The sequence below is a fragment of the Parapedobacter flavus genome (assembly GCF_035818675.1).
GTDB classification, from domain to species: domain Bacteria; phylum Bacteroidota; class Bacteroidia; order Sphingobacteriales; family Sphingobacteriaceae; genus Parapedobacter; species Parapedobacter flavus.
Window position 1 is genome coordinate 202,884 of record NZ_JAYKZZ010000001.1, and the last position, 17,395, is coordinate 220,278.

Consider the following 17,395-nt stretch of genomic DNA (forward strand, 5'->3'; position numbering starts at 1 on the left):
AAATAACATTCAACTGATGACATACTTGAAAAAATTAGCCGGCTTATTTTTGTTTTTTGCCCCGATAGCGGTGCTCGCCCAGGAACCCGTAGATTACGTCAACCCACTCATGGGTACGATGTCTAAATACGAGCTCTCCACGGGGAATACCTATCCCGTTATTGCCATGCCCTGGGGCATGAATTTCTGGTCGCCACAGACCGGCAAAATGGGCAACGGCTGGTTATACACGTATACCGCCGATAAAATCCGCGGATTCAAGCAAACACACCAACCTAGCCCGTGGATGAATGATTACGGACAATTCGCCATCATGCCCATCACCGGCTCCCCTACATTCGATCAAGATGAGCGCGCGAGCTGGTTTTCGCATAAAGCTGAAATTGCAAAACCTTACTATTACAAAGTGTACCTAGCCGACCACGATGTGACGACAGAAATCGCGCCAACCGAGCGGGCTGCCATGTTCCGGTTTACGTTTCCCGAGACGGAGGATGCATATGTGGTCATCGATGCATTCGACAAGGGATCGTACGTAAAGGTCATCCCCTCGGAGAACAAGATCATCGGATATACCACGCGCAACAGTGGCGGCGTGCCGGAAAACTTCAAGAATTATTTTGTGATCCATTTCGATAAGCCGTTTACCTACCAGGCAACCGTGGCCGATAGCATCATCCGTGAGGATGAACTGGAAGCGGAAGAAAATCATGCCGGTGCCCTTGTGGGCTTTCGGACCGAGCGCGGTGAACAGGTCCATGCTCGCGTTGCCTCCTCGTTTATCAGCATTGAGCAGGCCGAGCGCAACCTGAAGGAACTTGGAAGCGACTCCTTCGACCACGTGGCCGAAAAGGGGAGAACTGCTTGGAATGACGTACTTGGCCGCATCGAGGTGGAAGACGACAACATCGATAACCTGCGTACCTTCTATTCTTGCCTTTACCGTTCGGTACTCTTCCCCCGCGCTTTCTATGAAATCGACGGCGACGGCCAAATCGTCCATTACAGCCCCTACGACGGTGGCATTCATCCCGGGTATATGTTTACGGATACCGGCTTTTGGGATACCTTCCGGAGCTTGTTTCCATTGTTGAACCTCGCTTACCCTTCCATGAGCATCAAGATGCAGGAAGGGCTTATCAATGCGTACAAACAGAGCGGGTACCTTCCCGAATGGGCCAGTCCGGGGCACCGGAACATCATGATCGGCAACAATTCGGCTTCCGTTGTCGCCGATGCGTACATCAAGGGCCTTCGGGGCTATGACATCGAACTGCTCTGGGAAGCCCTGAAACATGGCGCCAATAATCACCTGGAAGGTACGGCGTCCGGTCGGGTGGGTTACCAATACTATAACGACATCGGTTATGTGCCCGACAATGTAGACATCAGGCACAGCACGGCGCGTACGCTCGAATATGCCTATAACGACTGGACCATCTATACACTGGGCAAGGCATTGGGGAAGCCGGAGAGCGAAATTGGTATCTATGCACAACGCGCGATGAACTACAAGAACGTCTACCATCCCAGCCGTCGGCTCATGGCCGGTCGCGATGACCGCGGCATGTTCGACCCCGATTTCAATCCCAGCGATTGGAGCTGGCCGTTTTGCGAGGGGAACAGCTGGCATTGGAGCTTTTGTGTATTCCATGATCCACAAGGGCTGATTAATATGATGGGGGGAGACAACATGTTCAATACGATGATGGATTCCGTGTTCATTGTGCCGAGCAACGACGGGATGCAAAGCCGGCGGATGATCCACGAAATGCGCGAAATGCAGGTCATGAACATGGGGCAGTATGCCCACGGCAACCAGCCCATCCAGCACATGACCTATCTGTACAACTACTCCAAGCAGCCTTGGAAAGCACAGTACCGGGTGCGGGAAATTATGGATAAGCTCTATTCGCCTGCCGCCGATGGGTACTGTGGCGATGAAGACAACGGCCAGACATCCGCATGGTATGTGTTTTCTGCGTTGGGCTTCTACCCGGTATGCCCCGGGTCGGATGAATATGTAATCGGTTCGCCGCTTTTCCGAAAGGTGTCATTGCACTTGGAAAACGGAAATACGGTTACGATCTCGGCAGCCAACAACCGGCCGCAAAACCGCTATATCGAATCGTTGACGGTAGATGGTAAGTCGTATGAAAAAAACTACGTAACGCATGAAACACTGACCGGTGGCGCTGAACTGATCTTCACGATGGACAACCAGCCCAACAAGTTGCGGGGAACGGCCGTGGAAGACACTCCCTATTCGTTTTCAAACGGGCAACACGGACCATAAATATAGCGTATGCCGTTTCACTGCTTATGTTTGGCTATGTATTCGCTGGGCGACATACCGAATTGCTTTTGGAAGTTCCGCCCAAAATGGGTCTGTGAGCTGTAACCCACCCGATCGGATACTTCGTAGATTTTGTGCCGCCCTTCGCTGAGCAATTCAGCCGCTTTCTTTAGGCGGGCTACGTTGATAAGGTCGTTGGGTGTTAAATCGGATATCGCTTTGATTTTGCGGTATAATGTCGGCCGGCTGATATGCATCTTTTCGGCGAGGTGCTCCACATCGAAGCCTACGTCGCCCATGTGCTCATGGATCAACGTGTCCAGTTCTTCCAAAAACAGCGTGTCAGCCTTCGTATGTGCCATGGAGATGATGTGTGCCAAGGGTGAGCTCGCGAAATAGGTGCGGATTTTATTGCGGTTGGCAAGTAAGCTACCGATTTGAGCTTGGAGGTGTTCGGGCGAAAATGGCTTTTCGATATAGGCATCAGCGCCATATTCCAATCCTTCGATTTTAGATTGCAGCGTATTCTTGGCGGTTAATAAGATGATGGGAATATGGCTATGTGTTACGTCGGATTTGATGCGCAGGCACAATTCATAGCCATCCATTTCGGGCATCATCACGTCGCTGACAACCAGCTGAACCGGGTGTGCCTCGAGCACTTCCAATGCCTGTTTCCCATGCGCTGCTTGCAGTACCTCATAATCGGCACTGAGGTCGTCCACGATGAAATCGAGGATTTCTACATGGTCATCCACCACCAAGATGGCTGGTTTGTCAGTGGTTGTCGATTTTGATTCCATTTCGTTGTTTCTTAAGGGGTTGTTGCTTAAGGGGTAGTGTCAGTACAAATACATTCATTCCGTTTTCGGGATTCGCTAAATGCAGCGTGCCATTATGCAGCTGTGCCAGTGAGCGGGCCAGCGCCAATCCCAGGCCGGATCCGTGTTGGTTGTCGGTCATCTTCAACCGTACGAAAGTCTCGAAAATCTTTTCCCGCATCGACAAGGGGATGAGGTAGCCGTCGTTTTTAACAAGGATGGCCACAGCATCCGTCGATTCGGACTGCATGATGATTTCAATGGAGCGCTCCGCGTACTTTAGCGCATTGGTAAGTAGGTTGCCGATAATCTGCGTAAATGCTTCTTTGTCTACCGCCGCAACGCACGTGGCGGGCGGGGGTACAAAGGTAAGCTTGATGCCTTTCTGCGAGGCCACGAGTTTAAAAGCCGTATAATTTTCTTTCACGAGCTTGGTCACGTCCATCTCGGTGAAATTCAACCGGTATCCGTTTACCTCGGTTTTCCTGAAATCGAGCAGTCGGTCAGTCAGCTCCAGCAGTCGTTCGGTATTCCGCTCCATGGTCTGCAGGTGCTTACGCACGGTGGGTAGTTCTTCCGCCTTCTTCATCACTTTCTCCAAGGGTGCCTTGATGAGGGTGAGTGGGGTGCGTATTTCGTGCGTCACGTTCGTGAAGAAATCGATCTTGGCGCGGTATAGCTCTTCTTCTTTCCGGTGCCGTAGCTGTTCGAGTTTGCGTTTGTTCTTTTCCCGTATCCGGCGGTGGTAACTTCTTATGGCATACCAAACACCGGCAATAACGAGTAAGGCATAACCTAAAAAAGCCGGGATGCTGGCCCAGAAAGGCGGTAAAATCGTAATGCGGAGTGTCGTTTCCTTGCCCTTGAGATCGCCGTTGCTGTCGACCACATTTACCCGGAATACGTAGTCGCCCGGGGGGAGCTTGGTGAAATACGCTTTGCGATTGGTCTGGATGTGGGTCCACTCCTTATCCAACCCCTCCATTTTGTAAGCATATTCGGTCATGTCTGGCGAGACATAGCTCAATGCTGCGAAATCGATACTAAAGGACGACTGGTTATGGTTAAGCTCCAGGTGGTCGATAAAGGTAATCGACTGTGTGAGCGGCGACCCCTTGCTGTTGATTTCCAATTCACGGTCATATACTTGCAACCCGGTGATGTAGACCGGTGGTTGGAAGGTGTTCTCGAGATAATCGGTAGGGTTGAACCGGATGAGCCCTTTTACACTGCCGAAATACAGGGTGCCGTCCGGCCCTTTGTAGGCCGAGTTGTAGTTAAACTGGTCGCCCAGTAATCCATTGGCTTTCGTAAAGACTTTGATGTCACCAGTTGCCGGCGCAAACCGCACGAGTCCCTTGGAGGTGGTTACCCAAAGCTTACCTTCACCGTCTTCCAATAGCGCGAGGATAAGGTTACTTGGAAACCCTTGGGTGGTACCATACCGCTGGAAATCATTCCGCTGGCTATTGAACTTACACAAGCCCCCCTCGGTAGCCACCCAAATATGGCCGTTGCTATCTTCGAAGATACGGTTTACCCGGTTGCTGCCGATGCTGCCGGGGAGGTGTGCATCATGGGAAAACGAGCCGTTTTCCCCCGACCGGGGATTCGCATAATACAAGCCATCACGCCAGGTACCGGCCCATATCGTTCCCTGGCTGTCTTCAAAAAGCGTGGTATAAAAAATAAAGTCTGGAAAGCCGGGGACCAGTTGGAAGCGCTTTGTCGCAGGGAGATATTCATAAAGCCCGCGTCCCGTTGCCAGCAAGATCCGCCCGTTCCGGGTGCGGCGAATGTTGAAGATAAAATTATTGTGTAACGTGCCATCCTTGTTCTCTGCATTGTAATGGCGGATAACCTTGCCGGTGCGGACGTTGAACAAGTCGAGACCATGTTCGAAGGTGCCTACCCATAGGGTGTCACCGGTAACGAGCAAGCCATGGATGTTGGAATAGGCGAGGCTGCCCGGTTCGTCGGTAGGCCCGTAATTTGTAATGCGGCCTGTACTGAGGTCCATCTTGTTCAGCCCCTCGTCTTCGGTGCCGATCCACAGGTTGCCGTAGCTATCCGGGCATAATTCTCGTACCGCGTTTCCCGATATGGTGTTTCCGCTACCTAGTGGGAAGAATTTTTCGAAGAACGTGTTTGCACGTGCGTAATGATTAATACCGCCGAAGTAAGTGCCCGCCCAGATGCTGTTTTCCTTGTCCTTGCAGAGTGTGTAGACGGCATTGTCCGATAACGACCACGGGTTACCCCGTTCTTTTTTTAAATTGATATACGTGCCGTTGAGGTGATTGTAGACGAAAATACCCGATTCCGTAGCCAGCCAATACTCATCGGGATGATACTCTACGATGTCCCGGATAAACATGTCCGTGCCATCGTCATCTCGCGTCAGCAGATCGGTATACGTACCTGTTTCGGTGTCGAATACTTTGACGCCTTGTTTGGATGTACCGACGAGCAGGTATCCTTTGTTGGTGCAAAATACCCGCTCAACCCATCGCGACACGACCGTGGGCGAGTGGTTGAAGAGGGAGTACGACCGCTGAAGGCCGCTGGTTGCCCCGTAATGCAGGATGTTGCCATTGATGGTCCCCACCCATGCGTCGCCCGTTTCGGTGAGGCCGACAGCGCTTACCGAAACGGTAGCGGGATCTGTCACAGATACCAGGCTATCGGCAGAGGAGTCATAGCGAAATAATGTCAAGTTGTTGATAAACCACACGTTGCCCCGGTGGTCACCTTGTATGTCAAGTATCTCATTGGTAATGGATGGATGGAATATGGAAAAGGTTTCCGACTTCGGGTCGAATAGGTAAATACCCTGGTCGGTGCCCACCCATATGAAGCCCGAATCATCAACGTACAATGCCCTCACGAAATTGCTCCCCAGCCCGTTGGGATTATCCGGATCGCTGTGGAAGACCTTGAAAGAATAGCCATCGAATCGGTTAAGTCCATCTTTGGTGCCGAACCACATGAACCCCATGGCGTCCTGTGCGCTGCACAGCACCGCATTGTTCGATAGTCCGTTCTCTACTTGGTAATGGGTGAAATAAAACGGTTGGCCGTAAACGCAACCGAGGGATGCCCACACACCTATGAAATATGTCAACAAAAGCGATTTCATTCAACTCCCATGTTCTTTAGCCAAAGATAGTGGTAAAATTTGAGGATAGCGTAACGGTCTGGGTTTGGGTATCACTGGAGCGCGTATTGAAAGCTGACTCTTCGCTGTTTTATAAAAAAATGAGATAAATTGATGAATAATTGAGATAAAATGAGTTGTTTTGTATTGTTTATATTATCGTATTTTGTTGTTTTACCATTTAAAACCGTTGATTCAGCGATTAGAGACAGCTAAATAACATATATCGTTTCTTGACTGTACCGATAACATGATAAAATATAAAGTATGTATGGGATCGATTGCATAAAGCATGACATCATTAAGATTGGCAACAGGGTATTCAAATAATGAGCAATAAGACAGAAATAACGATGAATGACATCGCCGCTGCGCTGGGGCTATCACGGTCGACAGTAAGCAGGGCATTGCAAGACCATCCGCATATCAAAGCCGAAACAAAAATACAGGTAGTAAATGAGGCAAAGCGACTGGGTTATCAATACAACGCGGTGGCTGCTGGCTTGCGTACTAGGAAATCCAATACCATAGGTCTCATCGTTCCGCGCATCGCCCGTCATTATCAGTCGGCCGTGATCACCGCCATACAAAACAGCCTTCACCAGCAACGGTATAACCTGATGATCTGCCAATCGAACGAGTCGCCTGAAATGGAGCGAGAGCTGGTGCATGCATTGTTTGCGTCGCGGGTTGGGGGTCTTATCGTTTCGGCTACGCTTTATACGACTGATTTTTCGCCATTTGATATTTTTGCGCAAAGTGGGCGACCGTTGGTTTTTTTTGATCGTACCCCCAAAAGCTACCCCGCACACAAGATCCAAGGGGATGATTACCAAGGCGGCTACTTAGCTACCGACCACTTATTACAACAAGGATGCCGACGTATCGCACATATTGGTGGTGCAACAACGTGTACAATCTATCGGGAGCGCTATGAAGGATATTGTGATGCTTTGGCTAAGTATGGGTTGACCCCCGATGAAGAAATTGTTTTTTTTCACGACCTCACCATAGAAAATGCGATTTCGACGTTTGATCATATCCTAACAAATGAAAAGGGGGTGGATGCTATCTTCGCCGGCAATGATACGATAGCCCTGACACTGGTCACCCACGCCCGAAAGAGAGGTTTGCAGCTGCCAGACGATCTCAAAATCGTGGGTTATTCGAACGACCCGCTGACGGAAGTGGTGGTTCCGTCGGTTACATCGGTCGAGCAGCATCCGTATGAAGTTGGAAATCAAGCAGCCTCCTTAATGTTGGGGCTGATTAACGGCTACATTAAGCCAGGTAAGAATTACATGTCGGTGACGATTCCAGTAGAATTGGTGCAGCGTGCATCAAGTAAACGTGAACTGGATGAATTGATTATATAACGCTAAATGACAATGAGGGAATACGCAAAGACTATTATGCAATCGATACCAATTTCGATAACCTACTATCATGCGTTGCTGATGGTGGTATGCAGCATATGGTGCCTGAGCGTCAAGCTGTCGCTTGCTGACACCGGGAGCAGGCTATGGCTGAAATACGATCGGATAGCGGATTATGCTGTTCTTCAGTCTTATCAACAGCGACTGATAACCATTGATGTTCGTGGTAGTTCGTTGACCCTTGACGCAGCGAAGATGGAACTTCATCGAGGTTTGCACGGACTCATCGGCTTTCCTACAGCTACTGGTTCTTCAACTGGAATCGATTCCAGTACATTGGTAGTCGCTACGTTCGATAAACTTCCCGCACATGTTCGTCACCAGTTCGCACAGGACGAGTTACAGCAACTTGGAGAAGAAGGGTATGTTATCCGAGAAATGACGTCCAAACCGCAATCTCCCATTGTTATTACGGCCAATAAAGACATCGGCGTCTTATACGGGGTGTTCCATTTTCTTCGTTTGCTGCAAACACACCATGACCTCGACGGGGTTTCAATGAGTAGTTCGCCCAAATTGCAGTGGCGGATGCTCAATCATTGGGACAATTTGGACGGCACCATCGAGCGTGGATATGCGGGTCTATCGATATGGGACTGGCAAACATTACCAGACACGTTATCTCAACGTTATGTAGATTACGCCCGAGCTAATGCTTCAATCGGTATCAATGGTGTTGCGCTCAATAATGTAAATGCTTCCCCAAAGATATTGACCCCAGCGTACCTGTCGAAAGTGGCCGCATTGGCGGATGTTTTCCGGCCCTACGGTATCCACGTTTTCCTTTCCGTCAACTTCGCGTCGCCGAAGGTGTTGGGTCCCCTTGAAACCGCCGATCCGTTGGATGCTAACGTACATCGATGGTGGCACGACAAAATCGATGAAATTTATCGCCTCATTCCGGATTTCGGTGGGTTTTTGGTTAAAGCAAATTCAGAAGGCCAGCCCGGCCCTCAGGATTATGGGCGCACCCATGTAGATGGCGCCAATATGCTTGCTACGGAATTGGCGACGCACGGTGGTCTGCTGATCTGGCGGGCTTTCGTCTATGAAACCCGGGGGAATGACCGGGTCAAAGACGCCTATGATGAATTTGTAGAGTTTGACGGAAAGTTCTTACCCAACGTTTTTATACAAACGAAAAACGGACCACTGGATTTCCAACCACGGGAGCCATTTTCGCCATTATTTGGTGCGATGCCCAATACGCCACAGATGCTGGAGTTTCAAATCACGCAGGAATACCTCGGGTTCAGCACCCACCTGGTGTACCTAGCCACCTTATACAAGGAGGTGTTGGATGCAGATACCTATGTGTCGGGTAAACATGCAACCGTGGCGCGTGTGATAGACGGAAGCCTACAGGGACAGCAAATAACGGGTATGGCAGGTGTTTCCAACCTAGGCGATGTAACCAATTGGACCTATCATCCGTTTGGGCAAGCCAACTGGTATGCGCTGGGACGTTTGGCTTGGGACCACCGTTTGTCGGCATCGCAGGTTGCTTCCGAATGGATAAAAATGACACTAACTACCGATAAGTCGGCTGTACAGACCATTTTGACAATGATGATGGAATCGCGCGAGCACCTCGTAAATTACCAGACCCCGTTGGGGTTGAATGTACTAAGCAGCGTTGGCCATCATTATGGTCCGCAGCCTTGGAAGCGGGCGGCCTACCACCGCGCCGACGCAGAGGGCATCGGGTTCGACCGAACGCCATCTGGCAGTAATGCGGTAGCCCAGTATTCGCCTGTCGTCCGCGATTCGTTCGCAGATTTACACCGGTGCCCCGAGATGTTCCTGACGTGGTTCCACCATATACCGTGGGATTACCGCACGGCTTCCGGACGAACGTTTTGGGAAGCGTTGTGCGACCACTATTACCGAGGCGTGGAAGGGGTACGGCAGATGCAGCGCGACTGGGCTTCCCTTGTAGAAGTCATCGATCCCGAAACCTTCCAACAGGTCGGTCGCTTGCTCACTATTCAAGAGGATGAAGCCGTGTGGTGGCGCGATGCATGCTTGTGGTATTTTTCCGGTGTGTCGGGCAGGCAGGTACCAGCGCACTACGAGGCACCCCGGTATCGTGCAGAAGAACTGAAGGAAAAAGAACAAAAAACACGTCATATGAAACCTTTTAGCCATGTAATGAATGATAATCCCTAATACAACCAGATGACAAATTATGTAGTGTGACAACCAATTTAATGAACAAAAATTAATGAACGATGATGGGAAAAGTACTTTTTTTTAAGGGCGTCTTGTTGCGCACCTTGGCAGCGGCCTGTCCCTTTTTCTTGCTAATGCTGGCTTCGCCGGCCTATGCTGGCGATCCACCTTATTTGTTGCAGACGAAAGAAATCCGTGGCGGGGTTGTCGATACGTCCGGCACGCCATTGCCGGGGGTTTCGGTGACTGTCCAAGGGTATACAAGTATTGGTACAACCACCGATATGAATGGACGGTATATATTGGATGTGCCCGAAGATGGGGAGGTCCTAGTGTTCAGTATGGTGGGTTTCGAGTCGCAGGAAATCGTGATCGGTAACCAGTCAGTTATCGACGTGCGGCTGGTGGAGGCAGCCGGACAGTTGGACGAAGCAGTAGTCGTGGCGTTCGGAAAGCAGAAGCGCACGGATTTAATCGGCTCAGTGACTTCGATCAATCCGTCCGAACTCAAGGTCCCATCGAGTAATCTTACCACAGCCCTTGCCGGACGCCTCGCAGGTGTTATTGCCTACCAGCGGAGCGGTGAACCCGGCGCAGACAATGCCGAGTTTTTCATACGCGGTGTCACGACGTTCGGTTACAAGAAGGATCCGTTGATACTGATTGATAATATCGAACTTTCTGCCACCGACCTGGCTAGGCTCAATCCCGATGATATTGCCAGCTTTTCGATTATGAAGGACGCCACAGCCACCGCGTTATACGGCGCAAGGGGGGCAAACGGGGTGATATTGGTGACGACCAAAGAAGGTCGGGAAGGGAAGGCCCGGATTTCGTTCAGGTTGGAAAACTCGATGTCTATGCCCACCAAGAACATCGAGCTGGCAGACCCCGTAACCTATATGCGGCTCAATAATGAGGCGATTCTGACCAGGGACCCCCTCGGCGAACTCATGTATACCGAAGAGGAAATCAATAACACCGTGCCGGGATCGGGGTCTTACCTTTTCCCGACGGTCGATTGGCGGGAGGAGTTGTTTAAGGATTATACGATGAACCAGCGCGCCAACCTAAGTGTCAGTGGCGGCGGAAAGGTTGCGCGGTATTATGTAGCCGGTTCGTTTACCAAAGATAACGGGGTGCTAAAAGTGGATCCACGGAATAATTTCAATAACAACATCGATTTGCGCACCTCATCGCTCCGGGCGAATGTCAATATCAACCTGACTCCATCCACCGAGCTGATTACCCGGCTATCAGGCACGTTTGATGATTACACGGGCCCTATTTATTCGGGCGGTGGGCTCTACACCCGCGTCATGCGGGCCAACCCGGCAAAGTTCCCCCCATATTACCCGATAGACGACGATCACCAGCATGTTAAGCACATCATGTTTGGCAACACCCCCGAGGGCAATTACCTGAACCCTTATGCCGATATGGTAAAAGGGTACAAGGATTACGCACGATCAAACATGAATGCGCAATTTCAGGTCAACCAGCAATTTGACTTTATAACCCCAGGCCTTAGCGCCCGTGCACTGGTGAATACCGCACGGATATCATTTTTTGATTTGGTGCGCCAATATTCCCCCTTTTATTATACAAGAGGGGGGTATAGTATCCGTGACAACACCTACCAGGTGAATATCGTGAACGAGGAAAATGGAACCGACTACCTGACCTATGACCCCGGGCAGAAGCAGGTCAGTTCTACCGTTTATCTGGAAGCCGCACTGAACTATAACCGCGCGTTTGCCGACAAGCATAACCTCAGTGGTATGCTGGTGTACATCCTGCGCGAAGCGCTCGATGCCAATACATCAACCCTGCAAGAGTCGTTGCCGTATCGCAACATCGGTTTATCGGGGCGTGCGACCTACGCTTACGACAACAGGTACTACCTCGAGTTTAATTTCGGTTATAACGGCTCTGAGCGATTCTACAAAACACAACGCTTTGGCTTTTTCCCGTCGGCAGGAGCAGCCTGGACCATCTCTAACGAACGGTTCTGGGAGCCGTTTAAGTCCGTAGTCAATAATTTCAGGCTGCGGGGAACCTACGGGCTGGTAGGGAACGATGCTATCGGCGCTGGCCGGTTCCTATACCTATCGGAAGTGGACGTCAACGACCCCGACCGGTCGGCGGTTTTCGGGCGGAATAATGGGGAGAGCCGCAACGGCGTGTCGATATCACGGTATTCCGATTTGAACATTACCTGGGAAACCGCGGCAAAAACCAACATCGCCATTGAGCTCGGCCTTTGGAACAAATGGAATTTCGTTGGCGAGTATTTCCGCGAGCATCGTACCAACATCCTGCAGACCCGGGCATCCACACCGGCCTCCATGGGATTATGGCAAACACCTGCCGCCAATATCGGCGAGGCGACCGGCGAAGGGCTGGATATGTCGTTGGATTACAACGACCATTTTATGAACGGAATGTGGATACAGGCACGGGCCAACTTCACCTACGCGACCAGCGCCTATAAAGTATTTGAAGAATACGATTACGAAAATGAGTGGTGGAAATCAAAGGTCGGTTATCCGATGAACCAGCAATGGGGGTATATTGCCGAAGGCCTATTTATAGACGATGCGGAAGTGGCCAACTCGCCAAGGCAGAATTTCGGGGAATATACCGCCGGCGACATCAAATATCGGGACATCAACGAGGATGGGCAGATTACCGAGCTCGACCAGGTGCCCCTTGGATTCCCGACCATGCCGGAAATCGTATACGGATTCGGGTTTTCAGTCGGATACAAGGGCATCGATTTGTCGGCCTTTTTCCAGGGAGCTGCACGCGAATCGTTCTGGATCGACCCCCATGCTACGGCTCCCTTCGTGTCGTATTACTACAGCGACGCCGAACGGAACTCCGGTACGAATTTCACCAACCAGTTGCTGCAAGCTTATGCCGAAGACCATTGGTCGGAGGATAACCGCAATGCGTATGCGCTGTTCCCACGGTTCAGTGTCAACCATATCGCTAACAATACACAGCGCAGCACCTGGTTTATGCGCAACGGAGCGTTCCTCCGGCTCAAACAGGTCGAAGTGGGGTATTCGCTTCCCACACGCTGGGCGGAAAGGATGCATATGGATAATGTCAGGCTCTATGTTAACGGAACCAACCTACTGTCGTTTAGTAAATTCGGTCTATGGGATGTAGAGATGGCAGGAAACGGCCTGCGGTATCCCCTACAGCGCGTATTCAATATAGGGTTGCAAGTTTCACTTTAATGATTAGGTTATGAAGAAGATAATAGTATATACATACGGGGTCTTCCTTACCCTGTTTGGAGGATGCCAGAAATACCTGGACATCGTACCGGATAATATTGCGACTATCGAAAATGCATTTAACATGCGGGTATCGGCCGAACGGTTCCTATATAGCTGCTACCATTACCTGCCGCTGTTGAGCAACATCGAACACAACCCGGCTTTTACGGCGGGCGATGAATTCTGGCTGCACGAGTTCTACCGCATGCCCGGCTGGGAAATTGCACGGGGTTTCCAGAATGTAACAAACCCCTACCTCAATTATTGGCAGGGCAATACCGGACAAGGGAGTAACGCCACCCGCGACCTGTATCAGGCCATCCGCGATTGCAATATCTTTCTGGAAAATGTGGATGCGGTACCCGATTTGAGTGAGGGCGAGAAAAGAAGGTGGGTGGCAGAGGTCAAGTTTTTAAAGGCCTATTTCCATTTCTACCTGATCCGGATGTACGGCCCCATCCCGTTAAAGAAAGAGAACCTACCCATCGATGCCGGCGTGGAGGAAGTGAAAGTGTTCCGCGATCCGGTAGACGAGTGCTTTGCCTATGTGGTGGAACTGTTGGACGAAGCACTCCCTGACTTGCCGGCCATCATCAATTCCCAAACCTCCGAATTGGGCCGTATTACACAGCCCATCGCCCTATCGGTGAAGGCCCATGCTTTGGTGACCGCCGCCAGTCCACTGTTCAACGGCAATCCCGATTATGCCCATTTCACAGACAAGCGCGGCACCCAGTTGTTCAACCCCGATTTTTCGATGGAAAAATGGGAACAGGCAAAGCAAGCTTGCGAAGCGGCGATAGCGGCCTGCGAAGATGCAGGCAACAGGTTGTACTATTACAGCCAAAGTGGTCTCCAATACGATGTATCGCCCGAAATACGGACGGAAATGAATATCCGGAACGCCGTGACCGAGAAGTGGAACGACGAGATCATCTGGGGACACACCAATAGCATGACGGGCAACATGCAGCGGCAATCGACACCACGAGGAGTAGACCCCGCTACGCGCGCCAATTCCAATGTCCATGGAAATGCAGCGGTACCCCTCAAAATAGCGGCACAATTCTATACCAAAAACGGTGTGCCGATTGAAGAGGATTTAAACTGGGACTACAACGCGCGGTTTGACCTGCATACCGGTACCGAGGCTGAGAAATACCACATCAAAGAAGGGTATACCACAGCTAGGTTCAATGTGGATCGTGAGCCGAGGTACTACGCTAACCTAGGGTTTGATGGAGGCATATGGTATGGCATGGACCGGTTCGACGACGACGAGACGTGGTTCGTATCGGCGAAAAAAGGCGAACCCGCTTCCAATGTGGCGCGCGATAAATTCAATGTGACCGGCATCTGGGGCAAAAAGCTCGTCAACTACCAAAACTCCATCGGCGAAACCAGTTATACCATCGAGCAGTACCCGTGGCCTGTATACCGGTTGGCCAACATCTATCTGTTATATGCCGAGGCATTGAACGAAATGGATGGGCCGTCGCCGGAAGTTTTCGAGTTCTTGGACCTGATCCGCGAACGGGCAGGGCTGCCCGGCGTGGAAGCCGCTTGGCAGCTCCATTCCAGAAATCCCAATAAACCCCAAACCAAAGAAGGCCTGCGCGAAATCATCCACCAAGAGCGGTTAATCGAGCTTGCGCTGGAAGGCCAGCGCTTCTGGGATTTGAGGCGGTGGAAAAAAGCAATGGACCTATTGAATGCCCCGATTACCGGTTGGGACATCGAGCAGCGTACAGCCGAAGGGTATTACCGCGAGCGGGTGCTTTACAACCAAACATTCGCCATCAGGGATTATCTCTGGCCCGTTCGCGAAAATGAACTTTTAGCGAATAAAAATACGATACAGAACCCCGGTTGGTAACTCTATTTAAACACATAAATCATGAATAGAAACTATATATATCTGATTTTGGGATTGTGGCTATTGGCTGGCTGTTCCGAAGAGAAATATACCTCACCCATTGACGACGATACGGCACCCGCACCCGTGCAGGATGTACAGGTAGAAAACTTACCGGGCGGGGCGAAAATATCGTATGCCTTGCCCAATAGCGAGAGCCTTCGCTACGTAAAGGCAGTGTATTCCATTCGCCCCGGGGTGGTGCGCCAAGCAAAGTCATCACTCTATAGCGACCATTTGGTGATCGATGGCTTCCCCGCCCAACGGGAATATGAAGTGGAACTGTATGCCGTAAGCAAAGGCGAGCAGGAGTCCGAGCCCGTGACGGTCACCGTTAACCCCCTCACGCCACCATTGTTGGAAGCTTTTAACTCTTTGACGTTTGAAGAGACTTTTGGGGGTGTGACCATCGCGTTTGAAAACTCGGGCGAGGCCAGCCTCGCGGTAACGGTACTCACCGAAGAAGAGGGCGCGATGACCGAAGTGGAAACCTACTACACCAAAAGCCCACAAGGGTTACACTCGGTACGCGGTTTTGCCGCTGAGCCCCGGTTGTTCGGGGCAGTGATCCGCGATCGCTGGAACAATTTCTCGGATACCTTGTACGCAGAACGTACGCCGATCTTTGAGGAAGAGATTCCGAAAGATGAGTTTGCCGAGTATCACCTGCCAACGGATACATGGGAGAAGCATATCCCCCAAGGAGACATGTTCCAAATGTGGGACGGGCGGATAGCTCCGAATGGAGGAATCGGTGTGTTCCACACCAAGCCGGGTTCGGCAATGCCACAGTGGTTTACTTTCGACATGGGGAAGACAGTTTTACTGAGTCGATACAAGCTATGGCACAGAGGCCCTGGAACGCAGTGGGCCTACCAGCTCGCATCACCAAAGAAATGGGAAGTGTGGGGTACCGCCGAAACGCCAGACCCCTCCGGTAGTTGGGAGGGATGGACCATGCTGATGGAGTGTGACTCCTATAAGCCGTCGGGTGACGGCCCGGTAACCAGCGACGATGCGTTTTATGCGACCAATGCCGGGGAAGATTTTACCTTTCCCGATGGAACACCACCTGTTCGCTATCTGCGCTTCCGGATGGTGGAAACCTGGGGGTATCTAGACTATATCTATATACAAGAATTGACCTTTTGGGGGCAAATGCAATAAAATATAACCAGCTATGAACGTACGAAAAAATAAAAAAATGGCAGGTGTTGTCCTTTTCGGACTCGCGCTATGCCTTGGGGCATGCTCCAAAATGAACGATACATACAAGGAATTTCTGGAAGGCGGGATGAAGACGTATATCGGAAAGGTCGACTCCGTGTTCGTCCACCCCGGCAGAAACCGTGTCCAACTGGCATGGGAAGTCCCGTCGGACCCCAAGATTACAACGGCCCGAATATATTGGAACAACCGACAGGACTCCGTGGAAGTGGCGATCACGGCAGTGGATACGATGCGCACGATGCTCGATGATTTCGCGGAAGGACCCTATGTTTTTGAGGTGTTTACCTTCGACAACCAAGGGAATACGTCGTTGAAAACCGAAGTGCTGGCCCGGGTTTACGGCGATCGTTACAACCGTTCGTTATTGAGCAGACCCATCGATAGCTATCAAATGTTAGACGATACCCTGATGTTAACCTGGGGTGGCTCGCCCGATCCAACTGCAGTTGGATCGGAAATGACCTATATGGATGAATACGGCGTGCAGCAAACGCTGGTCATTTCGGCCGAAGAAGTGATTACGTATATCGTGCCTTTCACGCCGCAGACATTCACCTACCGCACCCGCTATCTGCCCACACCCTTGGCCATCGATACGTTTTATACCGAAGAAGCCTCCATACGGATTAAGGGCGAACCTATTGAACTGCCAAAAACGGGCTGGATTGCTACGGCGTCAAGCTACGATATTGCCGGTAATCGGCCGGCGTCCAACACCATTGATGGCAACGAGGCCACCATCTGGGTGAACCAAACGCGAGGACCCGCATATGTCTATCCGCATACCATCGAGGTCGATATGGGCGAGGTCCATGATGAATTGGAAGGTTTTGCCATCGTTACCCGGGTAGGGGATGCGGCCGCACGGCCACGAACGATCCAGTTGTTTACCAGCGTGGATGGCGACGAATGGACCGCCCACGGAACAACGATATTGGAAAATACCGGCGACCGGCAGTTTATCGCCTTGGCCGAACCGGTTTCGGCTCGTTATTTCAAGATGACCGCACAAGATGCGCATAACAACGGGAACAATATCGCGCTGGCGGAAATCGGCATGTACTATCGGTAAGCATTA

Annotated in this window: 9 protein-coding genes; 7 read left to right on the forward strand and 2 right to left on the reverse strand. The window is 51.1% G+C overall.

From position 1 onward, the window contains the following. The first annotated feature begins 16 nt into the window (after positions 1-16). Positions 17-2,296 carry a GH92 family glycosyl hydrolase gene (locus U9S71_RS00915; RefSeq protein ID WP_326324508.1) on the forward strand — a complete coding sequence of 760 codons (2,280 nt, stop codon included), beginning with the start codon at positions 17-19 and terminating at the stop codon, positions 2,294-2,296. Between the two features lie 17 nt (positions 2,297-2,313). Here U9S71_RS00915 and U9S71_RS00920 read toward each other — a convergent pair whose 3' ends face one another. Together U9S71_RS00920 and U9S71_RS00925 are read right to left on the reverse strand one after the other, a co-directional pair. Next, positions 2,314-3,099, reverse strand: coding sequence for a response regulator transcription factor (locus U9S71_RS00920; RefSeq protein WP_326324510.1), 786 nt, complete (start codon positions 3,097-3,099; stop codon positions 2,314-2,316). After that, positions 3,074-6,256 (reverse strand): ligand-binding sensor domain-containing protein, encoded by a 3,183-nt coding sequence (locus U9S71_RS00925; RefSeq protein ID WP_326324512.1) that lies wholly within the window; start codon positions 6,254-6,256, stop codon positions 3,074-3,076. Before U9S71_RS00925 ends, U9S71_RS00920 begins: the two co-directional genes overlap by 26 nt. Positions 6,257-6,603: 347 nt before the next feature. Between U9S71_RS00925 and U9S71_RS00930 the strand changes: the two genes are divergently transcribed. From U9S71_RS00930 to U9S71_RS00955, 6 genes are all read left to right on the forward strand, one after another. Beyond that, positions 6,604-7,650 (forward strand): LacI family DNA-binding transcriptional regulator, encoded by a 1,047-nt coding sequence (locus U9S71_RS00930; protein WP_326324513.1) that lies wholly within the window; start codon positions 6,604-6,606, stop codon positions 7,648-7,650. Positions 7,651-7,686: 36 nt separating this feature from the next. Further along, positions 7,687-9,879 (forward strand): alpha-glucuronidase family glycosyl hydrolase, encoded by a 2,193-nt coding sequence (locus U9S71_RS00935; protein ID WP_326324515.1) that lies wholly within the window; start codon positions 7,687-7,689, stop codon positions 9,877-9,879. Between the two features lie 62 nt (positions 9,880-9,941). After that, entirely contained in the window at positions 9,942-13,130 is a 3,189-nt protein-coding gene (locus U9S71_RS00940; RefSeq protein WP_326324516.1) for a SusC/RagA family TonB-linked outer membrane protein, read from the forward strand. A gap of 10 nt (positions 13,131-13,140) precedes the next feature. After that, complete coding sequence (locus U9S71_RS00945) at positions 13,141-15,048, forward strand: RagB/SusD family nutrient uptake outer membrane protein (RefSeq protein ID WP_326324517.1); 1,908 nt, start codon at positions 13,141-13,143, stop codon at positions 15,046-15,048. A gap of 21 nt (positions 15,049-15,069) precedes the next feature. After that, a complete protein-coding gene (locus U9S71_RS00950; protein ID WP_326324519.1) occupies positions 15,070-16,254 on the forward strand; it encodes a DUF5000 domain-containing lipoprotein in 1,185 nt (394 codons plus the stop codon). A gap of 13 nt (positions 16,255-16,267) precedes the next feature. Then, positions 16,268-17,389: a DUF4998 domain-containing protein gene (locus tag U9S71_RS00955; protein ID WP_326324520.1), complete on the forward strand. Its 1,122-nt coding sequence runs from the start codon at positions 16,268-16,270 to the stop codon at positions 17,387-17,389. Positions 17,390-17,395: the final 6 nt, after the last annotated feature.